The sequence below is a fragment of the Megasphaera jansseni genome, assembly GCF_047974155.1.
Taxonomy (GTDB): Bacteria; Bacillota; Negativicutes; order Veillonellales; family Megasphaeraceae; genus Megasphaera.
This window is the reverse complement of the sequence record NZ_JBHYRR010000020.1, coordinates 14,296-40,755: the sequence shown is the minus strand read 5'-3', so window position 1 is coordinate 40,755 and position 26,460 is coordinate 14,296. Positions and strand designations below refer to the sequence as shown.

General features: G+C 51.8%; 25 protein-coding genes and 1 tRNA gene. 9 read left to right on the top strand and 17 right to left on the bottom strand.

The window, feature by feature from the left end:
* Positions 1 to 25: 25 nt before the first annotated feature.
* From ACE418_RS08670 to ACE418_RS08645, 6 genes are all read right to left on the bottom strand, one after another.
* On the bottom strand, positions 26 to 943 hold the full coding sequence (locus tag ACE418_RS08670) for a BsuBI/PstI family type II restriction endonuclease (RefSeq protein WP_416450233.1): 918 nt from the start codon (positions 941 to 943) through the stop codon (positions 26 to 28).
* The gene (locus ACE418_RS08665; protein WP_416450232.1) at positions 909 to 2,420 is read right to left on the bottom strand and encodes an Eco57I restriction-modification methylase domain-containing protein; all 1,512 of its coding nucleotides are present in this window, start codon (positions 2,418 to 2,420) and stop codon (positions 909 to 911) included. Before ACE418_RS08665 ends, ACE418_RS08670 begins: the two co-directional genes overlap by 35 nt.
* Complete coding sequence (locus ACE418_RS08660; protein ID WP_416450231.1) at positions 2,414 to 5,410, bottom strand: ATP-binding protein; 2,997 nt, start codon at positions 5,408 to 5,410, stop codon at positions 2,414 to 2,416. Before ACE418_RS08660 ends, ACE418_RS08665 begins: the two co-directional genes overlap by 7 nt.
* A gap of 5 nt (positions 5,411 to 5,415) precedes the next feature.
* On the bottom strand, positions 5,416 to 6,681 hold the full coding sequence (locus ACE418_RS08655) for a metallophosphoesterase family protein (RefSeq protein WP_416450230.1): 1,266 nt from the start codon (positions 6,679 to 6,681) through the stop codon (positions 5,416 to 5,418).
* Entirely contained in the window at positions 6,681 to 8,081 is a 1,401-nt protein-coding gene (gene pdxR / locus ACE418_RS08650) for a MocR-like pyridoxine biosynthesis transcription factor PdxR (RefSeq protein ID WP_416450229.1), read from the bottom strand. Before pdxR ends, ACE418_RS08655 begins: the two co-directional genes overlap by 1 nt.
* 128 nt (positions 8,082 to 8,209) lie before the next feature.
* Positions 8,210 to 9,478, bottom strand: a complete 1,269-nt coding sequence (locus ACE418_RS08645; protein WP_416450228.1) for a hexokinase family protein — start codon at positions 9,476 to 9,478, stop codon at positions 8,210 to 8,212.
* A 241-nt stretch (positions 9,479 to 9,719) separates the two neighbouring features.
* Between ACE418_RS08645 and thiS the strand changes: the two genes are divergently transcribed.
* The 5 genes from thiS to ACE418_RS08620 all read left to right on the top strand — a co-directional run bounded on the left by thiS (position 9,720) and on the right by ACE418_RS08620 (position 13,292).
* Positions 9,720 to 9,914, top strand: coding sequence for a sulfur carrier protein ThiS (thiS, locus tag ACE418_RS08640; protein WP_292106898.1), 195 nt, complete (start codon positions 9,720 to 9,722; stop codon positions 9,912 to 9,914).
* 57 nt (positions 9,915 to 9,971) lie between these two features.
* Positions 9,972 to 10,742, top strand: coding sequence for a thiazole synthase (locus ACE418_RS08635; RefSeq protein WP_416450227.1), 771 nt, complete (start codon positions 9,972 to 9,974; stop codon positions 10,740 to 10,742).
* A 13-nt stretch (positions 10,743 to 10,755) separates the two neighbouring features.
* Positions 10,756 to 11,940: a 2-iminoacetate synthase ThiH gene (gene thiH, locus ACE418_RS08630; protein WP_416450226.1), complete on the top strand. Its 1,185-nt coding sequence runs from the start codon at positions 10,756 to 10,758 to the stop codon at positions 11,938 to 11,940.
* Between the two features lie 221 nt (positions 11,941 to 12,161).
* On the top strand, positions 12,162 to 12,752 hold the full coding sequence (locus ACE418_RS08625) for a thiamine phosphate synthase (RefSeq protein WP_416450225.1): 591 nt from the start codon (positions 12,162 to 12,164) through the stop codon (positions 12,750 to 12,752).
* Positions 12,753 to 12,770: 18 nt separating this feature from the next.
* Positions 12,771 to 13,292: a cysteine hydrolase family protein gene (locus tag ACE418_RS08620; protein WP_416450249.1), complete on the top strand. Its 522-nt coding sequence runs from the start codon at positions 12,771 to 12,773 to the stop codon at positions 13,290 to 13,292.
* Between the two features lie 288 nt (positions 13,293 to 13,580).
* Here ACE418_RS08620 and ACE418_RS08615 read toward each other — a convergent pair whose 3' ends face one another.
* The 3 genes from ACE418_RS08615 to ACE418_RS08605 are packed head-to-tail and all read right to left on the bottom strand — an operon-like array spanning position 13,581 to position 15,076.
* Positions 13,581 to 13,994, bottom strand: a complete 414-nt coding sequence (locus ACE418_RS08615; protein ID WP_416450224.1) for a SoxR reducing system RseC family protein — start codon at positions 13,992 to 13,994, stop codon at positions 13,581 to 13,583.
* Between the two features lie 25 nt (positions 13,995 to 14,019).
* A complete protein-coding gene (locus ACE418_RS08610) occupies positions 14,020 to 14,664 on the bottom strand; it encodes a lactate utilization protein (RefSeq protein ID WP_416450223.1) in 645 nt (214 codons plus the stop codon).
* A 13-nt stretch (positions 14,665 to 14,677) separates the two neighbouring features.
* Positions 14,678 to 15,076 carry a PaaI family thioesterase gene (locus ACE418_RS08605; RefSeq protein ID WP_416450222.1) on the bottom strand — a complete coding sequence of 133 codons (399 nt, stop codon included), beginning with the start codon at positions 15,074 to 15,076 and terminating at the stop codon, positions 14,678 to 14,680.
* 158 nt (positions 15,077 to 15,234) lie between these two features.
* Here ACE418_RS08605 and ACE418_RS08600 point away from each other — a divergent pair, with 158 nt between their 5' ends.
* The 3 genes from ACE418_RS08600 to ACE418_RS08590 all read left to right on the top strand — a co-directional run bounded on the left by ACE418_RS08600 (position 15,235) and on the right by ACE418_RS08590 (position 18,726).
* Positions 15,235 to 15,792: a DUF3793 family protein gene (locus ACE418_RS08600; RefSeq protein ID WP_416450221.1), complete on the top strand. Its 558-nt coding sequence runs from the start codon at positions 15,235 to 15,237 to the stop codon at positions 15,790 to 15,792.
* Between the two features lie 13 nt (positions 15,793 to 15,805).
* Positions 15,806 to 16,219, top strand: a complete 414-nt coding sequence (locus ACE418_RS08595; RefSeq protein WP_416450220.1) for a flavodoxin — start codon at positions 15,806 to 15,808, stop codon at positions 16,217 to 16,219.
* Positions 16,220 to 16,587: 368 nt separating this feature from the next.
* Complete coding sequence (locus ACE418_RS08590; RefSeq protein ID WP_416450219.1) at positions 16,588 to 18,726, top strand: PTS transporter subunit IIABC; 2,139 nt, start codon at positions 16,588 to 16,590, stop codon at positions 18,724 to 18,726.
* Between the two features lie 379 nt (positions 18,727 to 19,105).
* Here the strand turns inward: ACE418_RS08590 and ACE418_RS08585 are convergent, their stop codons facing one another.
* The gene (locus ACE418_RS08585; protein ID WP_416450218.1) at positions 19,106 to 20,218 is read right to left on the bottom strand and encodes a 4-hydroxybutyrate dehydrogenase; all 1,113 of its coding nucleotides are present in this window, start codon (positions 20,216 to 20,218) and stop codon (positions 19,106 to 19,108) included.
* A 107-nt stretch (positions 20,219 to 20,325) separates the two neighbouring features.
* On the opposite strand from ACE418_RS08585, the gene ACE418_RS08580 reads away from it, so the two are divergent.
* Positions 20,326 to 20,422 (top strand) — tRNA-Sec (locus ACE418_RS08580).
* A 117-nt stretch (positions 20,423 to 20,539) separates the two neighbouring features.
* Here the strand turns inward: ACE418_RS08580 and tatA are convergent.
* The 7 genes from tatA to ACE418_RS08545 form a co-directional block, all read right to left on the bottom strand.
* Positions 20,540 to 20,731: a twin-arginine translocase TatA/TatE family subunit gene (gene tatA / locus ACE418_RS08575; RefSeq protein ID WP_416450217.1), complete on the bottom strand. Its 192-nt coding sequence runs from the start codon at positions 20,729 to 20,731 to the stop codon at positions 20,540 to 20,542.
* A gap of 61 nt (positions 20,732 to 20,792) precedes the next feature.
* On the bottom strand, positions 20,793 to 21,599 hold the full coding sequence (locus ACE418_RS08570; protein WP_416450216.1) for a Cof-type HAD-IIB family hydrolase: 807 nt from the start codon (positions 21,597 to 21,599) through the stop codon (positions 20,793 to 20,795).
* Between the two features lie 28 nt (positions 21,600 to 21,627).
* On the bottom strand, positions 21,628 to 22,947 hold the full coding sequence (locus tag ACE418_RS08565) for a D-serine ammonia-lyase (protein WP_416450215.1): 1,320 nt from the start codon (positions 22,945 to 22,947) through the stop codon (positions 21,628 to 21,630).
* 25 nt (positions 22,948 to 22,972) lie between these two features.
* Positions 22,973 to 24,319: an alanine/glycine:cation symporter family protein gene (locus tag ACE418_RS08560; RefSeq protein WP_416450214.1), complete on the bottom strand. Its 1,347-nt coding sequence runs from the start codon at positions 24,317 to 24,319 to the stop codon at positions 22,973 to 22,975.
* A gap of 12 nt (positions 24,320 to 24,331) precedes the next feature.
* A complete protein-coding gene (locus ACE418_RS08555) occupies positions 24,332 to 25,651 on the bottom strand; it encodes an alkaline phosphatase family protein (RefSeq protein ID WP_416450213.1) in 1,320 nt (439 codons plus the stop codon).
* Positions 25,644 to 25,943 carry a DeoR/GlpR family DNA-binding transcription regulator gene (locus tag ACE418_RS08550; RefSeq protein WP_416450248.1) on the bottom strand — a complete coding sequence of 100 codons (300 nt, stop codon included), beginning with the start codon at positions 25,941 to 25,943 and terminating at the stop codon, positions 25,644 to 25,646. Before ACE418_RS08550 ends, ACE418_RS08555 begins: the two co-directional genes overlap by 8 nt.
* The gene (locus tag ACE418_RS08545; protein ID WP_416450212.1) at positions 25,919 to 26,158 is read right to left on the bottom strand and encodes a hypothetical protein; all 240 of its coding nucleotides are present in this window, start codon (positions 26,156 to 26,158) and stop codon (positions 25,919 to 25,921) included. The genes ACE418_RS08550 and ACE418_RS08545 overlap by 25 nt, the downstream gene beginning before the upstream one ends.
* Between the last annotated feature and the right edge of the window lie 302 nt (positions 26,159 to 26,460).

Below are 26,460 nucleotides of genomic sequence, written 5' to 3'. Positions count from 1 at the left end.
TCTTTTCACCTGCTTTTCTACAAATTCAACGCGGACCCATAAACCGATTGCCATTAAGGTGAATCATGTGGTCTGGTTCATTGGCAATCCAGACTTCTGTTTCCCAAGCTAAATCCGCCACAAAACGTTTATAGACAGTTACATCAGGAAACGCGGTAACGTAGATTTTTCCACTCGTGACCTGCCGAGTCATGGCTTCCAATTCTTGCAAGCGTTTAGGGTTCATAGGGCCTACGGAGGTCACGGCTTCGATAAAGTAAATCCAGTCAACGTCTTTACGATATAAAATAACATCTGGCAGCTTATCGTGTCCTGTCAAAGCAATGCCTAATTCTTTCAGCAATGCCTGGTTTTCCACTAAATTCTTATTCGTCGTATCACCAACATACAAGCAAACGGATCCCGGCGCAAAGCGTGGTGCAAATTCTTCCAGGATAGCCTTTTGTAAGGCGTTGTGCTTGCCTGGTGAAAAAGTATAAGCTGTCTCATTGATCATGACCGGCATTTTCCGGACTTCTTTTTTCGATGTATAAATGGAAATCAGCGAGTCATGAACATCGGTAAATTCTTTTAAAGATTTTTCCCACAAATCAGTGCGAAACGCCTGCAAAAGACAAACTGTTTCCCGAGTCAGCCGATACCGATAGTTAGGACTATTCGTCGCTTTTCCATTATCTTCAATCAAAGCGGCATTGCGAAAATGATGCATGGCCTGCTTACGGAAAGTTTCTCGACTATTCTCTGCATAATTAACTTCATAATACATATTTACGAACTGAATAATATCATGAATGCGAACCCACTCATTGCAGGCCTGACGCCAATCATCGTCAGGCCGTATATGAGCTAAAGCCAGCAGACTTAACGCACAAATAGGCGCTTGCTGACGTTCGGGCATCCCAATAGCCTTAAGAAAGGCTTGCGCTTCGCTGATTTTCCCCATGTAAAAATCCCTCCAAAATCTGATTGCACGTTTCTTCTGTTATATCGGATTTTCCCAACAAGGCTTGCCCCAGTGCTTCAATAATTGAAATATCCGGGACAGGCATATGATTAATTTCTGTAGCATTGACCTGCGTAGAACCATTGAGTACGCGATAGTACACATCATAAAGGGTTGAATTGAACAAAACATATAGACCATATACTACGTCTTTAGACAATGTATGTTCTGCATTATCAATAAAATTGATTTTATTCTGCGTACTTATAGTTTGATATTGCGGAAAGTGTTCCGCCAAATAAATACCACATTGTAATCGGCGCTTTTCCTCCTTTGCCGTAAACCGCCTGACAAACAAATAATTACTATTAGGCTGTACCAAACTTTTCCGAGATGGTACTAAATATTCCCCTTCTTTACCAATCGGAAAACAGACACGACCGTCTTGTATATGCTGGGCAAAAAAGAGCGGTACGGCCCCATCGACTTCAATATTCCGCAAAGCCTCTCTCTCCCTAAAATCAACTGTCAACCCCGTTTTCATTTTCATGCCGAAATCTGGCAGGGTATAGGGAAATGCATTTAGCAAGCTGACCGCTTCCACTTCCCGATGATTAGTCATCAAAAAAACATATTGGTCCGCTCCGTAAACTACCGCCGAATAAGGCAATGAAATCTGCTGTAAATGCTGGAAATCACAATTAGATTCAGAAGAAGTGACCAAAATATTAGAAGGAGTCTGACGTTGTTTCCGTATCTTGATAATCATCGTTTCTTGCAATACCTGTTCTGTATCAAAGACCTTATCCCGGCTGGTAAACAAGTGAATTTGTTCCATCACACCATGGCAGAATAAATATTGGCGAAAGCGCCTGAAATACATGCCGCTTGTCCAAGAACGGGGAATGATATAAACCATTTCTCCGCCGTTGCAGACATTAAATAGAGACATAGCAGCAAACAAAAAATATAAATTAGGAGCTCCATAACAGATTTCCGGCATGGCTTTAGCTTCAGGTGCATCTTTCCCAATTTTCATATATGGCGGATTGCCAATACAGAGGTCACAAGTAACACCTGACTCCGGAAACAAGCTCCCATTGAAAGTATTTGCCTGGCTCGTAATGTAATTCAAAGTACGCAACTCATAGTCAACCTTTTTCACACAATGGTCGGCCATATAACGAAGATTATCCTCTAAAACAGGAATGATTTTTTCGTCTGTTTCATAGCATATGATATGTACTCGTTCCACTTCAGGGATTTCCGAAACACGCTCCAACAAAGCAGCCGTGAGAATTCCCGTGCCAGCTCCGGGATCCAATATGGTAACTTCCGGCTGTGCAGGGATAGCAAACAGCCCGGCCATGAACCGGGCTGTTTCTACACTGGTAAAGAATTGACCACTTTTTTTACGAACTTGCTTAGGCATGGATTCCATATATATTGTCGTTTGCTGAACTATATAGTCTAACATAAAGCAGCCTTTCCTTTTATTGTTCCTTTTTCGATTTCAAAGAGATGGATGGTATCCGTTTCTCCGGACAGTTGTTTTTGGACTTCTTCGGCCAGGTGCAGGGTAGCATCGGAGCAGGTGAACAGGAAAATCTGTTCTTTTTTGCCAAGTGATGCCAGGAACTGGATGGCTTCTTTCTGGCGCTGTTCGTCGAAGCGGACCAGGATGTCGTCGAGGATGAGCGGCATCGGTTCGATTTGTTTGGAGAAGGCCATGGCCAGGCTGATGCGGATGGCCAGGTAAATCTGGTCTCCCAAGCCGCTGCTCCACTGTTTTTCCGGGACGCGGCGCTGGCTGCCATCGACGGCAAAGAGCTGTTTGCCATCCAGGCTGGCCTGCAACGTATAGCGTCCCTGGGTCATGAGGTTCAGGTATTCGCCGGCCTGGCGGATGACGATAGGCTGGCGGACTCGTTCGTAGTATTCCTGGGCCTGTTCCAGCATGTACTGGGTGTACATATTGGTCAGCCAGTCATCGACGTCGCGGTCCAGTTCGGCCTTGCGGTTCTGTTTGGCCTGCAGGAGCTTGCCGTATTCGTCGGTCTTGGCCATCTGGCTCAGGCGTTCGATGATGCTGCCCCGTTTTTCGGCGACTTCAGCCAGTTTCTTTTCGGCATCGGCGATTTTTTTCTGGTAATAATCGCGTTCGTCAGTCCAGGTCTTCAAGGTATGGATTTTCAATTCATGGCGCAGTTCAGCCAGGTTCTTCGGCGTCTTGGCGATGAGGCGGATATGGGCTTCCGTCTGGTCATAGACTTCTTTGTACTGGTGGAACTGGCGGAAGCGCAGGACTTTACTGCGGAATTCGCCTTCCGTCTGGGCACCGGTCGCCTTGAGCAGTTCCTGCTGTTCTTGGACGCGCTGCTGCCGTTCATCTCCCAGGCTGGCAATCTGACTTTCCCGTTCTTTCTGCTGGCGGTCCTGTTCTTTGGCTACTTCCGCCTGGACGCGGATATCCTGCCACTGTTTATAGACGCCTTCGACAGTATCCGGGGAAATCGCCTTTTTGACGCCGACTTCGCGGAAAATCTGTTCCGCCGTATCACTCCATCGGGAAATGGCGCTCTTCAATTCCAGCTTGCGCCGCTTCCAATCAGCCGCCGCCGTCGTGACTTCATGCCACGTATCCCAAGCCTCTTTGGCTTTGGCCACATCGGCCGTATCCAATTTACTGAAACTATTTTTATCCCGCCAGCCATCCCAGGCCGCTTCACAGGTCAGGAGTTGTTTTTTGCAGGTATTACCATCGGACTGCCATTTTTCATAGATAGCATCGTACATGACTTTCTGTTCCTTCTGCCAGGCATTCTTCGTTTCCCGCGTCTGCCAGTCCAGGTACTGCTTGCGGACGGCATCCAGTTCTTGGAGCCAGCGTTCATTCGATTCGTCCGTACTGAGGGTCATTTCCGCTTCTTTGGCTAAATCGCTGATTTTGCGGTTGACGCCTGCCAACTGACCTTCGATTTCCGCGATTTTCCGGGGAACCCGGTCCGCACCGGTACTCTGGCGGACCAGGGAGATGATGGCGATGACGACACAGGCAGCAGCCCCGCCGAGGCCCAGTGTCGAATCGAAGTGGGCCAGATAGACAGCGGCGACGCAGAGGGCTGCCAGCACCAGGAAGGCGATGCCGACGAGGGTAAAGGCCTTCGACGAACCAGCCGGTTCCGTTTTCAGCCATTCCAGCTGTTCCTGTATCTTTTGACGTTCCATGACGACGTTCTGGATCGTCGCCACAGCCGTCCCGATGACCTCCCATTCGTCCTTCGTCTTTTCAGCCGGCCCGTCTTCGCCGCTTGAACCGGACACATTCTTCGGTTTATCGGCCTGCCATTTTTCTAAATCCTGACGGCTGTGGTCGAGAGCGGCTGCGGCAGAAATCCCCTGGGTCCAGTTGACGGCTGCCGGGATATCCTTGCCATCGGTCCAGGTCTTGAGCAGGTCGGCCTGCTTCGTGCTTTCAAATTCCCAGTCCATTTCCTTATCTTCATGGTCTGAGAGTTCTTCCAGCCCCTGTTTCCATTCCCCGACGTGATGATACATGGCGTCGAGCTGCGGGCCGCAGGCCAGCCAGCGGTTCCACGATTCCTGGAAAGCCGGGCCTTTACGGCTCGTCGCCTTGAGCTTGCGTACCTGTTCGTCAATGGCCTTGATGTTCTGTTCCAGCTCGGCCCATTTCTGGGCTCCGTCAGCCGGAAACTGAGATACATCGGCCAGGGACTGCATATGCTGCATCGCGTCCTGGCCGCGCTTATAGACATCCCAAGCCGCGATGGGCATGGAAATCCGTTCGATCTGCTGCTTCGATTCTTCGATATCCAGGCGGATGCGGTTCTCGATTTCATGGGTCGTCTGTTCCGTTTCCTGCAGGCTGGCGAATTCGTCTTCGTCATAGGCCATGCCGGTAATGCGGCGATCGAAATCCTTCTGCTCGTTGAGCAGGGCATTGATAGGTTTCTTGCCTTGCGGTGAAGCGACCAGGAGCTCTCCCATATGCTTGGTCACTTCACTGCGGGCCAGGCCCATGCCGACGCCGCCTTCGATACTAAAGAAATGGCTGCGCACGGCTTCATTGGACAGGATTTTGAAACCCTGGAGGTCTTCCAGGCCCATGGCAAAAATCGTATCATACGTCTGCCGGTCCAGACCGTGCCACCACAGATTGGCTGGCTCTTCCTGTACTTTCTGATTGCCGTCAGACAGGAAATATTCTTTTTCATTGCGGACGATGCGGTATTCCTTTCCGTCTTCCCGACGGATTCCCATACTGCCGAAATAGCCCTTCCAGTCTCCGCGCAGATAGCCGAAGAACATGGAGCGGACATATTTCATGAGCGTCGTCTTGCCGCTTTCGTTGCGACCATGCATGACAATCAGGCCGTGTTCCGGCGGATTCCAGCTCACGTTATGGTAAATCCCGAAATCATCCAAATGCATCTCTGTAATCTTCATACTGCTTAACCTCTTCTATGTTCCAGCAATTTCTGTACGCCCAGCCATTTGGCCTTTTCGAATGTTTCCAGCAGGCGCTGGTCCGTCAGTGCTCTTCCATAAGCCCCGAGGCGTTCAAATTCCGGACGGCTCATGAAAATATCCCGCAAGGCCTTGGCTCTTTCTTCAGGAGCCAGCTTTTCCAACTTGTCGAAGACATTCAGATAGTCACCGACGGAATCGGGAAGTTTACTCCGTTCGTCCATATTCATCTTGGGACGGGCCAGGTTACGCAGGCGTTCGACCATGACAAAAGCGTATTTCCCCTGTTCTTCTTCACGCCAGCTTTCCAGCCAGTACTGCGTCGCTTCCGGATTGTTGAGGACGTGGTACATGCTGCCGGAACCGATGAAATTGACCGTCAGGAAAGTCGGCTTACCGATTTCACGGCGCACTTTTTCCTTGGCAAAGCGGACGGACTCGCGCAATTCTGACACCGATTCGATGCCGTCGATGGAGAGGTCGATGCTTTCCCAGCGGACGATACTCGTGTCGATGAATTCCAAGTCCGTCGTCCCATAAGGGCCGACTTCGACGTAATAACAGCCCCGCGGCCCCGTTTCTGTACAATCGAGGCCCTGCGGATTGCCGGCATAGACGACATACGGTTTTTCGCAGAGTATCTCATGCTTGTGGATATGGCCGAGGGCCCAGTAATCCATACCGCATTCTTTCAGGTCTTCCAGGGTGCACGGTGCATAGGTCGAATCCCGGCTGCCCACCTGGGTATGGAGCATGCCGATGGAAAAGCGGTCGCCAGCAGCGCGGTTGAATTTCCAGGCCAGGTTGTCCCGCTGTTCACTTTTGGCATAGCTCTGCCCGTAAATGGCCGCCACTTCTTCCCCATCTACGACCAAAGGAACACGTTCGACAGCATCGGTCGGGAAAACATGGACATTCGGCGGAAAGGGGATTTTCGCCTTCCACGCTTCGAGTGGGTCGTGATTTCCCAGGACAGCAAAGACTTGGATATTATTCTGTGCCAATTTATGTAAAAGGCGCACATAATCGAGCTGTGCCGTCAGATTATGATCGGCACTGGTATAGACATCCCCGGTGATGAGGACAGCGTGAACCCGTTTATCAATGGCCATCTGGACGATTTTCTGGAACGCCCGGACAGGCGCTTTCCCGACGATGCGCTGCCACCGTTCATCAATAGCGGAGAGGTTATGGAAAGGGCTCCCTAAGTGGAGGTCACCGCATTGAATAAAACGCAAACTTTTCGCCATTAGTATCCTTCTTTCTCTGACCACGCTCTATGCAACGCCGCTACGGCATCGCGGAGCTTGCAGCTGGGAATTTTTGAAAATGACAGGAGAAATTCTTTATCCGTTTCCTGTGACGGTGTTTCATAAAAAGACTGCATGGACAAGACACGGCAGCCCTGCCGTTCCGCCCGGCGGCGCAGTTCTTCTTCGGATAAGGCGCTGCGCAGGCGGATATGGCAGTATACGCCGGATACCAGCCTCCCTACGACGATATCCTGGCCAAAGGCTTCGATTAAGAGCCGGCCTAAAAGCTCCCCTTTTTCCTGATATTCCTTGCGCAGGCGCCGGACCTGGCGGGCCAGTTCGCCGCTCTCGATATATTCCGCCAGTACACACTGTTCCGGAACCGAAGCCCCCTGACGGAACAAGCTGCGCCGTTGCTCATAAAGGGGCATGAGCTGTGGCGGCAGTACCATATAGCTGAGGCGGATGAAAAAGGGCAGTACCTTGGACAAGGCGCCCATGTAGACGACACGGCCATGGCGGTCCAGCCCCTGCAAAGCCGGGACAGGGCGGCCATAATAGCGCAGTTCGCTGTCATAATCGTCTTCGATGATCAAGCCGTCCGTCTTTTCAGCCCAGTGCAGCAGGCGATGGCGGATGCCAGCCGGCATGACGGTCCCCGTCGGGAACTGATGGGATGGGCTGACGTAGACCAGGCGGACGCCGCTGGCTTCCAAAGCATCGACATGGAGCAGGCCGCCGCTGATAGGAATGGGGACGATGGAATAGCCGCTGTTGCGGAAAATTTCACGTCCCAGGCGGAACCCCGGGTCTTCGACGCCAATGCAGGCATGTTTATCATGAAGCAAATTGGTCAGGACGCCGAGGAGGGAAATCGTCCCGGCGCCGATGATGATCTGCGACGGCTCGGCATGGACGCCGCGCGTTTCATAGACATAACGGCTCAGGGCCCGGCGCAAATCGGGGACCCCCTGGTCATCATTGGCCGCCAGCAGCCGGTCCGGTTCTGATAAGATCCGATTCATATATTTCCGCCAGATATCGAGGGGAAAGCGTTCCAGGGCCATATCGCCGCTGGCGAAGTCATAGGCATAGACGGGGCGCCGGCTGGCTTCGCGCAATACGGGCGCAGCATCCGCTTCGGGCTGCGCTTCCAGCTTGTCCAGAGAAGCCACTTCATACCGTGCCTTATGGCGGCGCAGGATATAGCCTTCACTGGCCAGCTGGTAATAGGCCTTTTCAACGGTCATCTTGCTGATGCCCGCAGCCTGGGCCAGTTCACGGACTGAATCGAGGCGCATACCGGCTATCATCCGGTGCTCTTCGATTTCCCGGCGATAATATTCATAAATTTGTACATAATACGGTTTGCTGATAGATTTATCGAGTTGCAGCATCGTGACCTGGCGCAGGCGCCGTCTCCTTTCCCTGAACTACAGATAAGATGGCAGAAATATCTCTGCAATATTATATTGTACCGAAAAAACGTGGCCGTGGCTAGTGGCTAGTGGTTCGTGGCTCGTGGCTAATGCGCCATGGCCGCTGCGACGGCAGCCCCGACCAGGGGGCCGTCTTTGATGAGCACCGGGTCGACGGGAATCTGCTTCTCCCGGCTCACGCCTTCATTCTGGCAGGCCTGCATGGCATCTTCCATCATGAACAAGGCGCCGCGGACGTGTTCCAGGAGACTGCCGTCAACGGCAACGGACTGGGCTGGAACGGCGCCATCGCCATAAAGATGGCGCAGGATGCCACAGCTCACGGCGCCGGCCAGCTGGGCAGCGCGGACGAAGATGGCGGCGCCGATATTGCGGACAGGCCGCACCTCATCGGGCCGCACGATGCGCTTCCACAACCGGCCCATCTTGAGACGGCACTGCTGGTCATTATCGCAGCTGATGATATCGTTCATAGCGGCTGTTGAAAAATCCGGAATCTGTCTGGTCTTGAAATAAGAGAACAGCGTCTGCCGGAAGATGTCTGCCGCATAGGCGCCGCCCATCATCTTTTCCATCCGATGCCAGCCAGGCTGGGCCGACAGATTATCGACCGCCCGATCCCAGCGGTTGCGCACCAGACCGCCATAGTCGCCGGCTTCCAAGTTGACGATCATATCCCATGCCGGCTCATAGTAGCAGGCGTTGAAGCCCGTCCCGCAGACGATGCCCATGCGGACGCGTTCCAGCGTATATGCCGCCGATAGCAACAAGGCCGTCGTATCATTGACCAGGGCTGCCGGTTCGATGGCCCTAAGGCCCTGACGGACCAGGGCCTGTTTGAGCATGGCGTTGACCCAGCCGCCTTCTACGCCGGAAACGGCGATTTCTTTAGACCACGACAGGAGCCGCCCATCGTGCAGGTCCTGCCGCTCCATGGCAAACGAAAAGGTGTGCCCCAGGGTATAGGCCTGCTGTCCATGGGCGACCTGTCCGACCAGGCGGGCCAGGAAGCCAAAGAGCTCCTCAGCCGTCGTCGACGAAGAGAGGTAGTCGTATTGTCCGGGCATCCGGAGTGGCTGGCATATTTTCTTTTCGATGAGGTAACAGTGCCGGCCTAACAGGCGGATCCGCGCAGCCCGCACGTTCGTACCACCAAAATCCAAGGCCAGATAGACGCCGTGCTCATCACCACCAGGCAGGGAAACATACGACTTCAGGGCCGATACGGTCGCCCCGGGCTGGCCGTGCAGGGCCCGTTCCATATCGTCTGCAAAACCACGGGAAATCTGCTGCAACCGCTCATCAGTCAAATAAAAATAGCGGGCAATATTCATCCAGTCCATCCGTTCTTCCATGGCAGTGATCACACCTCTCGTAAAATCATAACTTTATTATACTATAGTTTCTCGGCCTTTGTCGTCTTCGCCCGGCATTTCTCTCGTCCAGTTCATTATCAACGGTTGACTTTTTGTGACAATAGGCTATAATCATAGGCAGAGTGAGACCGAATCATAAGGGTCGCACGAAGGGGTACACCACCTTGGGTGTAATTCTTCGTGCGACCCTTTTTTCATTTGAGAGAAAGGAGGACCCTCCATGGTACGGATCAACGGCAAAGACATCGAAGCGGCCGGCCAGAACCTGCTCGCTTACCTGACCGATCAGGAATATCGTACAGACCGCATCGCCATCGAGCTGAATGGCGCTATCGTATCGCGCAAAGATTACGATAAAGTGACCTTGAAAGACGGCGATTCCATGGAAATCGTACACTTCGTCGGCGGGGGCTGATCCCCTGCGGCAAAGCAGTCATGAACTCATCTATCATCATAAAAGGAGTGTTTCCCAATGGAAAAAAAAGATACCTTGGTCCTTGGCGGCCACGAATTCACATCGCGTTTCATTTTAGGTTCCGGTAAATTCTCTGTCGACCTCATCAAGGCCGCTGTCGAACAAGGCGGTGCCCAAATGGTAACCATGGCCCTGCGCCGCGTCGAAGCAGGCCAGAAAGACAATATCCTCGACTATATCCCGAAAGATGTCACCCTGCTCCCCAATACATCCAGTGCCCGCAATGCCGACGAAGCCGTCCGCATCGCCCACTTATCCCGTGAAGTCGGCTGCGGCGATTTCATCAAAATCGAAGTCATGCGCGACTCCAAATATCTCCTGCCGGACAACAACGAAACCATCAAAGCCACGGAAATCCTGGCCAAAGAAGGCTTCGTCGTCCTGCCGTACATGTACCCGGACCTCTATGCCGCCCGTGCCCTGGCTGACGCCGGCGCCGCTGCCATCATGCCCCTGGCATCGCCTATCGGCACCAATAAAGGCTTATCGACAAAAGATTTCATCCAGATCCTCATCGACGAAGTCGACCTGCCGGTCATCGTCGACGCCGGTATCGGCCGTCCGTCCCAGGCCTGTGAAGCCATGGAAATGGGCGCCGCTGCCATCATGGCCAACACCGCCGTCGCTACGGCTGGCGACCTGCCGCTCATGGCCAAAGCCTTCGGCGAAGCTATCCGTGCCGGCCACAATGCCTACCTCGCCGGCCTGGGCCGCGTCCGCGAAACGGCTTCGGCTTCGGATCCGCTGACGGGATTCTTAGGGGACTAAGGAGGGATCAAACATGACGGAAACCAAAACTATCGACCAAAGCAAACTTATCGATCATATGAAATATCTGCCGGGCATGGAAGTCATTGACTCGGATATGCTCGACCAGGTCGTCGCTATCCACGACTCCTTCAACAATGACGACTTCACGGATAAAGATGTCCGCCTGGCCTTGTCGAAAGAACACCTGGACCCGCGGGACTTCATGGCCCTCTTATCGACGGCTGCTGCACCGCACCTGGAAGAAATGGCCCAGAAAGCCCATCTGGTCACACGGCGCCATTTCGGCAACAACATCACCATCCTGACACCGATTTATTTCGCCAACTACTGCGATAACTACTGTATCTACTGTGGCTTCAATTCGCACAACAAGATCAAGCGCGCCCGCCTGACTGATGAAGAACTCCACCGCGAATGTAAGAATATCGCCGATACAGGCATCGAAGAAGTCATCATGCTCACTGGCGAAAGCCCGAAGATGAGCGACATCAAATACATCGGCAACGCCGTCAAGATTGCCCGCCAGTACTTCCGGGTCATCAACATGGAAATCTATCCGGTCAATTCGGAAGACTATAAATATCTCCACGAATGTGGTGCCGACTACGTCACGGTCTTCCAGGAAACGTACAATTCCGACAAGTACGCCACCCTTCACCTGGCTGGCCACAAGCGCATCTTCCCATACCGCTTCTATTCCCAGGAACGGGCTATCCTTGGCGGCATGCGCGGCGTCGGCTTCGCAGCCCTCTTAGGACTGGACGACTATCAGAAAGACGCCCTGGCCACGGGGATGCACGCATGGCTCATGCAGCGTAAGTATCCGCATGCCGAAATTTCCCTGTCCTGTCCGCGCCTGTGCCCGATCATCAACAACGACAAGATCAACCCAAAGGACGTAGACGAACGGAAATTGACACAGATCATCTGTGCCTACCGCCTGTTCATGCCCTATGCTACCATCGTCGTATCGAGCCGTGAAAGCGCCCGTTACCGCAACGCCATCATGAAAATCGCCGCTACGAAAGTATCGGCCAGCGTCTGCGTCGGCATCGGCGGCCATCTGGAAAACGACGGCTCCGAAATGGGCGATGAACAGTTTGAAATCACCGACGGCCGTTCCTTCGACCAGATGTACTCCGACATCAAGAGCATGGGCCTGCAGCCGATCACCAGTGAGTATATTTATTTGTAAACCATCCATGCGATCCATTACCTAATCCTATAAAATGTATATGACAAAAACGGTCCGGGACCCAATCCACCCCGAACCGTTTTTGTCATATATCTTCTCGTTTTAGGGCGTAAAACTCATATGGAACATTTATTATATTCTATTGGTATAATTGTTGACGTTAGTATGAGATTCATGTATAGTTATAGGTATAAAATACTCTAATATTCAGGTGATAAATCGTGTTAAAAGTAGCTGCAATTACAAACCACGAATTAGCTTCGACGAACTACTGGGATCAGCTCGAACAAATCGCCGCATCCGATGTAGATTTCATCGTCCTTCGTGAAAAAAACCTTTCGGAAGAAGAATACACGGACTATGCCAAACGGGTCCTGCGCCTCTGCAGCATCCATCAGAAGACGTGTGTCCTCCAACATTTCGGAAAGGCTGCTATCCGTCTCCACATTCCCCGTTTCCAATGTTCTCTGCCTTATTTGGAAACCCATTCGTCCCTGCTCTATTACATGACGACCCTCGGCGTTTCCGTACACACCGTCGAAGAAGCCGTCAAAGCCGAACAGCTCGGCGCTACGTACCTCATGGCCAGCCATGTCTTCCCGACAGCCTGCAAGCCGTCGGATCCGCCCATCGGCGTCGACACGGTCGAAGCCATCTGCAAGGCCGTCAAGATTCCAGTCTATGCCTTGGGCGGCGTTACCCCCAAGACCATCGCCCAGCTCCAGGACGTCCCCATCAAAGGCGTCGCTCTCATGTCAGGCCTCATGACCTGCCCGGACGTACCGGAATATTTAAAAGAATTGCGTGCCTAAACAGAAGGGATGACCGTAATGACTCAGGCTTATATCATCATCGACATGCAAAATGATTTCATCGACGGCGCCTTGGGCAGCCCTCAGGCCCAGGCCGTCGTCCCCCGCATCGAGGCCAAGATCGTGGCCAGCAAAAAGGATGAAGACCAGGAAACGGACCTGATCTTCACCCAGGATACCCACGACGAGTCCTACAGCGAAACCCAGGAAGGCCGGAAACTTCCCATCGTGCACTGCCTGAAAGATACACGGGGCTGGCGGATCTGCAAACAGCTCCTGCCGTATACCATGTGGGCCACCATCCTGGAAAAGCCATCCTTTGGCTGTCCGGCCCTGGTCGATGAAGTCCAGGACTATGACCGGCTGGTATTGATGGGCTTGTGTACGGATATCTGTGTCATCGCCAATGCCATGCTGCTCAAAGCATTTTACCCGGAAAAGGAAATCATCGTCGACAGCAACTGCTGTGCCGGTTCCACCCCGGAAAACCACGAAAGAGCTTTACAGGCCATGAAAGCCTGCCAAATCGATATTGTATAAAAAAAAAGGGGCTGTCGCACGAAGGTTTTTGCCATCATGCGAGGCCCCTTCAACTTAAAAGTTTTTCGTTCGTAGTTCATCGTTCATCGCGATGGATTGATATTTTTAATCCCATACGACAAACGATGAACGACCTACAATCAACGTAAAAAGAGGCTGTCTTAATGCGACAGCCTCTTTTTCTGTAGGGGCGCCACGCGGGGCGCCCGCTCATGCCAATCGTTCACGGAATTCTTACATATATCTGGCGGGCTCGCCACGTGCGAGCCCCTACGAACCTGCAGCCTCTTAACTGATGATTCCTGTAATCTCTGCTTTGGTCTGGTTGTTGTTGATTTTCTTTTCGTAGCCTTTCAAAATCAGGCAGCCGATGATGCCGCCTGCGACCATGCCAGCAAAAGCCGTCATTTCCGGCGTGACCTGCCACGATTCTCCCAGCAGGTAGCCGAGAACACCGCAGACAATGACCAGCAGCAGGGGGACGCCGAAGCAGATGATGCCCTTGACGCCCATGCCGGCGTCGGGGATGTTGAACTGTACATACTGCCCCTTTTTGGCCCCTATGGGGTTCACAGCATCGATGACGACATTATCCGCGCACATACTGTCACTGCACGGCGTATAAAGATTATTGCGGTTGGTCTGGATCTTGGCCAGGCCATTCGGGCAGACTTCTTCGACGACGCCCGTTCCAGTTCTCATAATAAAATACCTCGCTTTTCAGGCTCTAAAAGCCCAGATTTTCTCCGACCAGGATGACCTTGATGCGGCCCTGGGGCTTGCAGATACGCGTCCGGACGACTTGGGCACAGACACTGTCCGGCCGGATGCAGTGAGCACACATGCCTGTTTTGGCACAAGGCGTACCGACCCCGGGGAAGCGGCCGATATTCTGCGGCGATGCTACGGTATGTGCCCGTTCGATGCCGGCTTCGACTGTCGGGACGACTTTGTTCATACCGACGATGGCGATGACCTGTTTCGGTCCATAGCAAAGGGCGGCGACACGGTTGCCGTTGCCATCGATGTTGATGAGCTGTCCGTCCTGGACTGCTGCGTTGGTCCCCATGAGGAACGTATCGCAGAGCAGCGCTTTACGCATCAGTTCGACCCGTTCTTCCGGCGTCTTAGCCGAATCGCGGTCAATAACCGTATTGTGTTCCAGTACATAGGGCCGCAGGCCGATTTCGTTGATGGATACCGAGCCGCCCCAGGATACGACATCCGTTTCGGGAATATAAGAAATAGCCTGCTTCAAGGCTTCTTCCTTAGTCGGACAGTAGACGGCTTCAAAGCCGCGGGCGGCAAACTTCTTGGCCACTAAAGGCCCTTTAATATCGTACATGCGGTGCATCATATCGCTTCTATCCATAGTAACTCCTCCTTTATTTGGCCAGCATCATTTCCGCTTTCGCTTCGGCAGCCGGCGTACCGTCAGCGTGGGTAATCCTCCCTTTCATGATGAACAGGCGGCCGCGATGGACTTCCGGCCAGCCTTCGACTTTGACCGTTTCGCCAATGCGTATGGCACTGCGGAAACGGATTTCCAGGCGTGCCGTATATGCCGGTTTGCCGGCGATGCGGAACACATAGTCACCCATGACCTCATCCAGCAGTGTACTCGTCAGGCCGCCGTGCATGCGGTCGCCATAACTTTCATGCTCTGCCTTGGGCGTAAAATAAGCCACGCAGTGATCGCCTTCCAACTTCATGTCCAGCTTCAGGCCGATTGGGTTATCACGGCCACAGCCGAAACAATGATTCGTCTCATAAGCAGTTTCCATCGAATCCCCCCTTCCGAATGTGCTCTCATTCTATCTTTATTATACTATACTTGGCAAGCCCCTTGTCTTATTTGAAATGAATTATCATATTAGTATTGACAATCACTTTCAAATAAATTATACTTACAGTATCAAAGCGAAAGGAGCGGCAAACGGATATGAACCTGGATTTCGTCTTAATAACCCACTGTTCACCGACTTTAGCAGGGCTTAAGCAGGCATCCCTTCTCTGTCTGCCCCGCTTGGACAGTGGCTGCACCTATGATGATATAATTGAAAAATATAATCATAAATACAATCCAAAAGGCTTGTATTTCCGCATCTTGTATGCCTGTCCCAAACGCACCCTGCTGTACGTATACCGACCGGCCAGGGTCTGGGAATATGTACAGCGACGGGACATTTCTTCATTCTTGCAGCAATTCGGGTATCAAGACTGCCAGGACGTATCTGCCCTGCTGGACCGTCTTGCCGCGCGCTTTGCAGAAGGCGGCTGTTTCCCTCATGAATCGGGCATTTTCCTCGGTTATCCCCTGGAGGACGTGTGCGGTTTCATCGCCAACAAGGGAAACCATGCCAAGCTCTGTGGTGAATGGAAGGTATACGGCGACGCTCATGCTGCCGCCCGTACTTTCCATCGCTATACGTGCTGCCGGCAAGACTACTTGAATCGCTTTGCCGTTGGGACAACATTAGACTCGCTCATTGTAGCATAAGGAGGATTTAATCATGGTAGAAATCGTTTATTGGAGTGGAACAGGTAATACAGAAGCAATGGCTAATGAAATCGAAGCAGCTGCTAAAGCCGCTGGTGCTGATGTAGAATCAGTCCGCTTTGAAGATACAAATGTCGATAATGTAGCCAGCAAAGATGTCATCTTGCTCGGCTGCCCGGCCATGGGTTCGGAAGAACTCGAAGACTCCGTCGTCGAACCGTTCTTTACCGATTTAGCTCCGAAATTAAAAGGCAAAAAAGTCGGTCTTTTCGGTTCTTATGGCTGGGGCTCCGGCGAATGGATGGACACCTGGAAACAGCGTACCGAAGATGCCGGCGCTACGGTCATCGGTACGGCCATCGTCAACGAAACACCGGACAATGCTCCTGAATGCAAAGCATTGGGCGAAGCCGCTGCTAAAGCATAATTCGTAAGTCATTACTTAGGTCATAAAAAATAACAACTTCACATTCATTCTCCTCTTAGCAAAAGGGCTTGTCGCATGACGACAAGCCCTTTTGAGTTGTTAGCGTATGGCCTTAAATTTAAAAACATTCACTAGCCGCTGACTGCTAACCCCTAGCCCCTAACCGCTAGCTGCTGACGGCTTAAAAAAGGGCTAGTATTTCGACGACGAACGATAAACGGCCCACGTTCACTTGACTTTTTATCAAGTATATATGCGAGATACGTACGATTAGACGTAACTCTCATACTTCTCATTTGCCTAGGGTATGTTAAAATAGGAACGTACTATCTCATACTTATTTATTCCTATATTGAAGGAGGATTTCTATGAAAGACCAAGTCTTTTCCATTTTGCAGGCTGTCGGCCGCAGTTTCATGCTGCCTGTCGCCATCCTGCCAATTGCCGGTTTACTCCTCGGCATTGGGGCTTCTTTCACGAACGCAACGACTATCCAGACCTACGGACTGGAAAGCGTCCTGGGAAATGGCACCCTACTCCATTCACTGCTCACCATCATGAGCGATGCCGGCAACATTATTTTCGGCAACTTACCGATCATCTTCGCCGTCGGCGTCGCTATCGGCATGGCCAAGCAGGAAAAAGAAGTCGCTGCCTTGTCGGCCATGATCGCCTTTTTCGTCATGCACGCTTCGACCAACGCCGTCCTCAAGCTGACAGGTAAAGTATTGGCAAACAATACCGTATCTCCCGACGTCCTGGAAGGTACGATTGCCAATGTTTGCGGCATCATGTCCCTCCAGGAAGGCGTCTTCGGCGGTATCATCGTCGGTATCGGTGTCGCCTACCTGCACAATCGCTATCATAAAATCGTCCTGCCCAATGCCTTGTCCTTCTTCGGCGGGTCGCGCTTCATCCCTATCATCTCTACCGTCGTCTACATGTTCGTCGGCATTGCCATGTACTTCGTCTGGCCTGTCGTCCAGAGCGGCATCTTTGCCCTTGGCGGACTGGTAACGGGTACAGGCTACATCGGGACCCTCATCTTCGGTATCATCAAACGGGCCCTCATCCCCTTCGGTTTGCATCACGTCTTCTATCTGCCTTTCTGGCAGACCGGCGTCGGCGGCTCGATGATGATCGACGGCAACCTCGTCCAGGGCGGCCAGAACATCTTCTTCGCCCAGCTCGCTTCGCCGAACGTCACCCATTTCAGTGCCGATGCGACCCGGTACTTCTCGGGTGAATTCATCTTCATGATTTTCGGCCTTCCCGGCGCTGCCCTGGCCATGTACCGCACAGCCAAACCGGAAAAGAAAAAGGTCGCTGGCGGCCTGCTCTTATCGGCAGCCCTGACCTCCATGTTCACAGGGATTACAGAACCGATTGAATTTTCCTTCCTCTTCGTCGCACCGATGCTCTTCTACGTCCAGGTCGTCCTGGCCGGTGCGGCTTACATGATTGCCCACATGCTGAACATCGCCGTCGGCCTGACCTTCTCTGGCGGCCTCCTGGACCTGTTCATCTTCGGTATCCTGCAAGGGGAAGCCAAGACCAACTGGATGTACATCATCCCGGTCGGCATCATCTACTTCTTCCTCTATTACTTCATCTTCACCTTCCTCATCAAGAAATTCGACCTCAAGACACCGGGTCGTGAAGACGACGACGTAGAAACCAAACTCTACACCAAAGCCGACGTCAAAGCCCGTGATGCCGCTGCCAAAGCCGATGATGGCAGCGCTGCCACCGACGTCGTAAGCCAGTCCATCACCCGTGCTTTGGGCGGAACCCAGAACATCACGTCCGTCGACTGCTGCGCTACGCGCCTGCGCTGCTCCGTAGCCAATTCGGATTTAGTCAATGACGCCGCCCTGAAGGCTACCGGCGCCGTAGGCGTCATCAAAAAAGGTCAGGGCGTCCAGGTCGTCTACGGCCCGCAAGTCGCCGTCATCAAGGCCAACCTGGAAAGCTATCTGGCAACCAACCCGGCAGACGGTCCTATCGAAACAGCCCCCGCCGCTGAAGCCGCTCCGGCTGAACCGGAAGCAGCCGCTGAAAAACGGTACTTCAATTCTCCCTTTACCGGCAGCCTCCATCCCATTACGGAAGCCCCGGATGAAGCCTTTGCCGGCAAGATGACAGGCGACGGCTTCTTCGTCTACCCGACAGATGGCACGGTTTATGCGCCGGAAGATGGAACAGTCACCTTCGTTTTCGATACGAAACATGCTATCGGCATGACTACGGCCGATGGCGTAGAATACCTCCTGCACATCGGTATCGATACGGTCAAGCTCGAAGGCAAGGGCTTCAACGTCTTCGTCGAAAACGGTCAGGAAGTCAAGAAAGGTGATAAGCTGATGGAATTCGACGACGAATACATCAAAGCCAACGCCCCGTCTGACGCCTGCCTGTGCATCTTCACCGACCTCGAAGACGGCCAGGAAGTCCACCTGGCCGCTGACGGCAACGTAAAAGCCGGCGACCAGGCCGTCTGGTTCTAATGTGTAAAGCCCGTAGGGGCGCCACGTGGGGCGCCCGCTCACACAAGTAAGCCATAACAAAATCCAACATATACCGTCGGGCTCGCCACGTGCGAGCCCCTACAAAAAAAAAGGGGGCTGTCGCACGAAGGTTTTTGCCATCATGCGAGGCCCTTTCAACTTAAAAGTTTTTCGTTCGTAGTTCATCGTTCATCGCGATGGATTGATATTTTTAATCCCATACGACAAACGATGAACGACCTACGATCAACGTAAAAAGAGGCTGTCTTAATGCGACAGCCTCTTTTTTTAGCAGTTAGCGGCTAATAGCTCTCCCGGGATTCCCACATAGCCCGAGACGGGCCGCCCACGTACGGCCCCTGCGACGAACCACTAGCCACTAATACAAATTCTTGTAAATGCCATACACCTTATCATAATCGAGAGGTACAAAGCTGTGTTTCATGAGACGCTGCTGATTTTCGATGACCGATTTAGCAAATTCCGGCAATTCTTCCTCTTTGACGCCGTATTCATGGAGCGCCTTCTTCGGCAGGATGACGTTGAGCAGTTTTTCCAGTTCTTCGTAGACGTGCTCCGGTTCACAACCCAGGATATCGGCGATGAAGCGGTTCAATTTTGCAATTTCACCATCTGACTTGATGGACATATAGCAGTTCATGACGCCGGTGAACATGGCATAGTTCGATTCACCATGGGGAACATGATACTTAGCGCCCAGGGGATAACTCATGGCGTGGACAGCCGCGCAGCCAGGGACGCTGAAAGCGATGCCGGCCCAGTTGCTGGCCAGGAGGAAATCCTTCATCAAAGGAATACGGGCTTCCGGACCATGGTCGCGGATCTGCAAGTATCCTTTAAGGATGAGTTCGATGGCATGATAGCTAAAAACGCGGAAGCTGGCGCTGGAATCAGGAGACAGCGCCGATTCGACAGCATGGACGAGAGCATCGATTGAGCTGGTTGCAAAGACCTTGAAGGGCAGTGTCTTCAACAACTGGGCAATAAGGACGGCCTTGTCGGCATACAGAGCGTTATCGGCAATCCCCTTCTTCGTATTGCGGCTGACCAGGGCCATGACCGATACATTGGTAACTTCACTGCCCGTCCCGCACGTCGTCGGAATCAAGATGAGTTCCTTGGCTTTTTCTACGGGAATCTTGCCATCGAATAAATCGAGGACCGGGCTGACCTGTTTCAAGACGAACAACTTGCACAAATCCATGACCGTGCCGCCGCCGATACCGATGATGCGCTTTACATCTTTCGGCATATCTTTATAAATAGCCTCTGCCATTTCATCAGACGGTTCACCCATGCCATACTTTTCCTGGAACAAGACGTGGCACGTAAGGCCTAAATCCTTGAAGTTCGGATCAAAGATATACTGATTGGTGACAATCAGGTCATCAGGCCCAATCTGCAGGTCTTCCACAAATTCACGGCACGTATCATACGAGTAAATCGTCGGTTTCAACTGTAATTCAATCATCTTATAAACCCCTTTCTCATAGTTAATGCACTCACCGCCTTTAGTGTAACAAAGATACAAACGGTTTTGCAAGAGACCAGACACCCGTGATATAATAAATCTGTCCTGGGGGAGGATGGGTTCTGGTGTTCCCTCTGGTCTTCAAAACCAGCATGGGGAGTTAACAGCTTCTCAGGTGGGTTCGATTCCCACACTTTCCCGCCAGAAAATAAAAAAGGGGCTGTCGCACATGCGACAGCCCCTTTTTAAGTGGTTAGCAGTTAGTGGTTAGGGGTTAGTGAGTGGCTTTAAATTTAAAGCTATCACATCAAACATCATACATCAAACATTCTTACTTGATTTTTCATCCGTCTTTTCCTCTATCTGCTTCGTTTCGTCAGTATTGACGGCTTCCTTGAATTCGCGGAGGCTTTTTCCCAAAGCCCGGCCGATGGTCGGCAGCTTCCCTGGTCCAAATACAATCAAGGCAATCACTAAAATGAGCAGTAATTCCGGTGCGCCTAAGCCAAACATCGTCATTCCCCCCTATAACGCATTTTTTCTGCTTCCATGATACCCTTATCCGGAAGGGCTGTCAATGAACGCGGGAGGGAAAGAAATGACGGGCTACTTCTACGATGCCCTGTTCGTCGTTGGAATGGCGGGTCACATAGTCGGCAAAGGATTTGACGTTTTCCGGCGCGTTGGCCATGGCAACGCCCGTCCCGGCGTAACGCAGCATGCCGATATCGTTGTAACTGTCACCACAGCAGATGACGTCTGCTGGAGAAATGCCCAGGAAGTGAAAGAGTTTCTTCAGCCCAAAGGATTTATCGACGCGGCATGGTGTCACTTCCAGGCACAACGGCTCGGAATGATAGACTTCAGCCCGCCCCAGATAGAGCTGGGACAAGAGGGGATTGAGGGACTGGAGTAAATCGGATGGCCCCGTCAGCAGGCATTGATGGATTTTTTTCGGCGCATGGCGCAAAAAATCACGATGCCAGACGATGGGCAGCTGGCTCCATTCCGATTCTCCCAGCATGTACGTATCGGGGCAGGTCCCGGTAATAATCCGCCCCTTGCCGTAGGTCATGATGCCCAAACCGTGACGGCAGGCATCATCCCACAGAGAACGCAGTGTATCCGCTGCCAGGCACTGTTCGTACAAGCATTTCCGGGTCTTATATTCGATGACGGCAGCGCCGTTAAAGGCGATGATATAACCGCCGAAACGGTCGAAGCCCAAGGTCCTGGCTATGGGATAGACGCCCTCCGGCGGACGGCCCGACGCCAGGATAAGCTGCACGCCCTGTTCCTGTAATTGGAGCAGGGCGTGTTTTGTCTGCAAATCGACCTTCTTTTCTGACGTCACCGTCGTGCCGTCTATGTCTAATACCAAAACACGATGTGTCTTACCGTTCTTCACCTTAGAGCCCCATGGTGAGGTATGCTTTACGGACATCATCCGGGACCATACTGCCGCCCGTAGCCCATGCAATATGCGTAGCCTGAGGCATGACCGCTTCCAGCCCCTGCTGTTCAACATACTGCTGCAGGACGGAAGACTGCAAGAATGCCGCAAAGGCTGCACACGAACTCGGTTCGATAAAGATATTTTCATGGCTGAGCAACCCTCTCATCAAATCATACAACGTCTTATCCTGAATGGTAGCAATGCCCGAAATAAGTGGTTCGACGACACGGCCGACAAAGGCTGAGGGACGGCCGACAGCCAGGCCATCGGCTTCGGTACGGCCATCAATGCCGAAATCTTCGACGGATACGCCATCGTGAAGTCCCGTTGCCATACCCAGGAGCATGCAGCAGGCATGCGTCGGTTCAGTAAAGAAGCAGTGTACATCGTCGCCAAAGGCTTCCTTCAGTCCATAAGTGACACCGCCGGGAGCTCCACCGATACCGCAGGGAATATAGACAAACAAGGGATGATCTGCATCAACGGGCACCTTCATATCCTGCAGCTGTTTCTTCAACCGCTGACCAGCGACACTATAGCCCAAAAACAGGTTCTTTGAATTTTCATCATCTACGAAGTAACTCATCGGGTCGGCATCGGAATTTTTGCGTCCCTGAGCGACGGCTGCACAGTAGTTGTCGGCATATTCGATAACCGTGACGCCGCGGCTGCGGAGCAAATCTTTCTTCCACTGCTTGGCATCAGCCGACATGTGCACGATAACCTTAAAGCCGATTTTAGCACTCATGATGCCGATGCTCATACCCAAATTCCCAGTGCTGCCGACTTGGACAGTATACTGGCTGAAGAAGTCACGGAATTCCGGTTCTGCCAAGACGGCATAATTATCCGTCGTCTTCAGTTTCCCTGCCTGAATCGCCAAATCTTCTGCGTGTTTCAGTACCTCATAAATGCCGCCGCGGGCCTTGACGGACCCTGAAACGGGCAGGTCGCTGTCCATCTTCAGGAACAACTGGCCCGTAATACCGGACTGGTACGTGTCATTGAGGAATTCTTTCATTGACGGCGTAGGCCGTAATTCCGATTCGATGATGCCATGAGTCGGCTTCAATTCAGGAAATACCGTTTCCAAATACGGGGCAAAGCGCTGCAGGCGGTCCGAAGCATCCTGGATATCCGCCGGCGAGACGGCCGTAATGTTCCAATGAGCCCGGTCCGTCTTCTTGGGGTTGAGCCAAAACGTTTCTTCCAAATGAGCGGCCTTGGCAACGGCCGGAATCTGATTGATATAAGTTTCAAGATCCTTACGCATGATGAATGATTCTCCTTTTATTTATCTATTTAATATACCCGTTTTGAGGGTCCAAAAATTCTTTCGTCAATGCCCGCACTTTCCGCGACAGCACGACTAAGGCGACGATATTGGGGATAATCAACAGCCCTAAGGCGATATCCTGGATAGACCAGACCAGATGGATGGTCCCCAAACTGCCGATGACAATCAGTATCGGGAATAAATACCGGTACAGACTATCCCATTCTTCTTTCTGCAAGAAAGTCAGGCTGACGTGCCCAAAATACCACTGATTCATGATCGACGTCCCGGCAAAGAGGATGAGGCTGAAGTACATGACATAGCGCATCCCCGGCAGGATGGAGTCAAAGGCCGTCGCCGTCAGCGTCGCCGCATTATCATTCATGCCATTGGCCTGGGTCAGCAGGATGACGATACCCGTCGTACTGCAAATGAGGAAGGTGTCGACAAAGACTTCCACGATACCGTAAAAGCCCTGCCGTACGGGGTGGTCGACCTGGGCCGACGAATGAAAGACCGGCGCTGAGCCTTCGCCAGCTTCATTGGAATATAAGCCGCGGGCCACGCCATAACGCATGGCTTCCTTCATGGTATATCCCATAGCGGCGCCAGTCCCGGCCTGCCAAGTGAAGGCGTGGGCAAAAATCTGCTGGAACATCTGCGGCACGACATCGATATGGACGATGAGCACGATGAGGCCGCTGATGAGGTAGATACCGGCCATCAGGGGCACGACGCGCTGAGAAATCTGGATGAGCCGCTGGAAACCACCGCTGATGATGAAAAACATCAGCACGGCAACGAAGACAGCCGTGACCCCGACGGGCAGCCAGAAGGCTTCCTTCATGACCTGGGCGATAGTATTCGACTGAATGAGCGTGCCCCCGCAGTTCTGGATGAACAAAAGGATGGCCACGGCGGCCCCGGCATGGCGCCAGCCCAGGCCCTGGGCGATATAGTACATGGAACCGCCAGTGATATTTCCCTTGCGGTCATGGCCATGATAGCACATGCCGAGGACGATTTCGCCAAATTTCGTAGCCATGCCGAAAAAAGCAGCGAACCACATCCAGAACAAGGCACCATCGCCGCCAGACAAGATAGCCGTCGAGACACCGACGATATTCCCGCTGCCGACGCAGCTGGCCAAGGAACCGCACAGCGACTGCCATGAAGAACAGCCTTCCTCTCCCTGTTTCTTGAGATGAGACTTTCTGAAAATGCCGCGGCGAAGCAGGAACAGGCAGCGAATCTGGATGCCGCCAGTCATAAACGTATAGAGCATGCCCAAGCCGAGCAGGGCAAACAACAGCCAGTCTCCCCAAAGAGCATTGGCTATATTTCCGATGACGAGCTCAATTTCTGCCATGGCACCTCATCCTCACTGTTTTGCCAATACATCACGTCCTTCGGCATCCGGGAGGACAAATCCCATCAACGCCGCCAAAGTCGGAGCCACATCAATAAGGTGTACATCCGTTACAGTTCCTGCTTTGATGCCCGGTCCGGCCAACAGGAATGAGGCCCGCATTTCCGGGAATTCTTCATTATAACCATGCTGGGCCTTCTGGGTCACTGTCGTCCGTAGATAGGCGCCGCTCCAATCATCCCGGATTTCATAACCTTTACGGGAAATGAGGACAAAATCAGCATCAGGGAATCCACCACGCTGCCGAGCCTGTTCCCCTGTCAATACATCCAGGATACCCATAGCCGGATTGGCCTTGAGATTTTCCAATATCTGGGAAACATGCTGGCGCAGGCTGTCATCTGCTTCTGCCAGACGAATTTCTGCAATGCCACCAGCCCGCTGGCTGAAAACTTTCCAGTCGGTAATGGCATCTTTATCATCCGTCTGAATCAGTCCTTCTTGGTGGAAAATAACATTCGGGCAGATATTATGCGTATTATCCATAGTCCCATGATCTGAAACGACGCAAACAATCAAATGGCCCCCACTCACAGCTTCTGCTGATGATACCAGTTTACCAACCATTGCATCAATTTTTTCTATGCTCTGTGCCGCTTCTTTGCTGTAGACACCATATTCATGCGCGCTTTCATCGAAGCTGGCAAAATACGCCGTCAGGAAAAAGGGCTTCGGAGATGAAGATAATTTATGCGTCAGCAGCCAATCAGCTGCCCGATAACGCTGGACATCGCCAGCATCAGATAAATCGAGCCCACCAGCATAACGGCCAATATCTGCTTCCATTTCCGATACCAGTCCCTGCGGACGAGAAACGGCGTCAATAAAAAGACTGTCCAGTTCAGAACCGTCCCACCAAAATTCAGGGGCAATATAATCGCCTTTGGCTCCAACGGAAGTCGGAAAAGCTGCACTGGCCGTCACATATCCAGCCTGACGGGCAGCTTCCCACAAAGTCAGCACTTTGCGATTGGCAAACCAATGCCATGCACCATGATGTTCGTTCATCGGGTCAAAGATAGCATTATTGACGATGCCATGAGTTGCGGGATTGGTTCCGGTAATCATACTCTGATGGCAGGGATAAGTGAATGGGGGAAAGACGCTCTTCATTCCATCCGGTGCTACACAGCCCTTGTCTACGAACTGGGATGTTAAAAAGGGAAGATGAACCCCTACTCTCTCCTGTTCAAATACAAATTCCGGTTTCAGCGCATCAATAGATATCAACAATACGCTGGCTTTTTCTTTACTTTCCATCTGCTTATTCATGAATTGTGTCGCTCCTTTCCGGTGTCACCATGACGCGGACACCGGCATTTTCAAACTTACCGACTTCTGTCGGCGATACTTCGTAATCGGTAATCAGAGCAGAAATGTTTTCAATCCCACACATGCGAACCAGGGAATTCACCCCTAATTTAGGACTATTAGCAATGACAATCGTATGATCGGCATCTTCCATCATCTGGGTCTGTACTGAAATTTCATCTATTTGCTGATACGTAATGCCTGCTTCCACAGAAATGCCACAAGTTGTCAAGTAAAAAGTATCAACGTGGATTTTCGGGAAAATAAGATTGGCAAAGCTAGAAACAAAATCTCTGCATCTTCATCGCCCCGATAGATATCACCGGTCACGATGGGCTCAATTCCTTTGTCTCCAACAAGCATTTTTGAAAACATCAGTTCGTTGTTATATGTTTTACTATACGGCATAACGCTTTGAATATCTTGACAATAATATTTTTCAATAGTTCTAACTGTTAGAATTCCCAAATTGCCCGCCAAATAACATATGCACCTGCTCCTTTATCTGTATCAAATCTTTTTGCTGTGGTTATTGTATCACAGTCTTTCTTTTTTTGCAATTATTTACCATATTTTGCCAAATATTAAAATAAAGTTCACTCATTAAAGCTCATTATGCCACACTTTGCCTCATGTACTAATTTCAAAAATTCAGCTCAAAAGATACCTACAAATACACATCTCCAAATTATAATTTAGTTTAACTTAACCTAGATTTTATTTTAGTAACCATATACATTTTGATGCGGCATATGACCACTATCTTCATC

Excerpts from the sequence above, each read along its gene's own strand:
- ACE418_RS08670 (WP_416450233.1), bottom strand. The coding sequence starts at position 943 with ATGGGGAAAATCAGCGAAGCGCAAGCCTTTCTTAAGGCTATTGGGATG.
- ACE418_RS08665 (WP_416450232.1), bottom strand. The coding sequence starts at position 2,420 with ATGTTAGACTATATAGTTCAGCAAACGACAATATATATGGAATCCATG.
- ACE418_RS08660 (WP_416450231.1), bottom strand. The coding sequence starts at position 5,410 with ATGAAGATTACAGAGATGCATTTGGATGATTTCGGGATTTACCATAAC.
- ACE418_RS08655 (WP_416450230.1), bottom strand. The coding sequence starts at position 6,681 with ATGGCGAAAAGTTTGCGTTTTATTCAATGCGGTGACCTCCACTTAGGG.
- pdxR (WP_416450229.1), bottom strand. The coding sequence starts at position 8,081 with ATGCTGCAACTCGATAAATCTATCAGCAAACCGTATTATGTACAAATT.
- ACE418_RS08645 (WP_416450228.1), bottom strand. The coding sequence starts at position 9,478 with ATGGAAGAACGGATGGACTGGATGAATATTGCCCGCTATTTTTATTTG.
- thiS (WP_292106898.1), top strand. The coding sequence starts at position 9,720 with ATGGTACGGATCAACGGCAAAGACATCGAAGCGGCCGGCCAGAACCTG.
- ACE418_RS08635 (WP_416450227.1), top strand. The coding sequence starts at position 9,972 with ATGGAAAAAAAAGATACCTTGGTCCTTGGCGGCCACGAATTCACATCG.
- thiH (WP_416450226.1), top strand. The coding sequence starts at position 10,756 with ATGACGGAAACCAAAACTATCGACCAAAGCAAACTTATCGATCATATG.
- ACE418_RS08620 (WP_416450249.1), top strand. The coding sequence starts at position 12,771 with ATGACTCAGGCTTATATCATCATCGACATGCAAAATGATTTCATCGAC.
- ACE418_RS08615 (WP_416450224.1), bottom strand. The coding sequence starts at position 13,994 with ATGAGAACTGGAACGGGCGTCGTCGAAGAAGTCTGCCCGAATGGCCTG.
- ACE418_RS08610 (WP_416450223.1), bottom strand. The coding sequence starts at position 14,664 with ATGGATAGAAGCGATATGATGCACCGCATGTACGATATTAAAGGGCCT.
- ACE418_RS08605 (WP_416450222.1), bottom strand. The coding sequence starts at position 15,076 with ATGGAAACTGCTTATGAGACGAATCATTGTTTCGGCTGTGGCCGTGAT.
- ACE418_RS08600 (WP_416450221.1), top strand. The coding sequence starts at position 15,235 with ATGAACCTGGATTTCGTCTTAATAACCCACTGTTCACCGACTTTAGCA.
- ACE418_RS08595 (WP_416450220.1), top strand. The coding sequence starts at position 15,806 with ATGGTAGAAATCGTTTATTGGAGTGGAACAGGTAATACAGAAGCAATG.
- ACE418_RS08590 (WP_416450219.1), top strand. The coding sequence starts at position 16,588 with ATGAAAGACCAAGTCTTTTCCATTTTGCAGGCTGTCGGCCGCAGTTTC.
- ACE418_RS08585 (WP_416450218.1), bottom strand. The coding sequence starts at position 20,218 with ATGATTGAATTACAGTTGAAACCGACGATTTACTCGTATGATACGTGC.
- tatA (WP_416450217.1), bottom strand. The coding sequence starts at position 20,731 with ATGTTTGGCTTAGGCGCACCGGAATTACTGCTCATTTTAGTGATTGCC.
- ACE418_RS08565 (WP_416450215.1), bottom strand. The coding sequence starts at position 22,947 with ATGCGTAAGGATCTTGAAACTTATATCAATCAGATTCCGGCCGTTGCC.
- ACE418_RS08560 (WP_416450214.1), bottom strand. The coding sequence starts at position 24,319 with ATGGCAGAAATTGAGCTCGTCATCGGAAATATAGCCAATGCTCTTTGG.
- ACE418_RS08555 (WP_416450213.1), bottom strand. The coding sequence starts at position 25,651 with ATGAATAAGCAGATGGAAAGTAAAGAAAAAGCCAGCGTATTGTTGATA.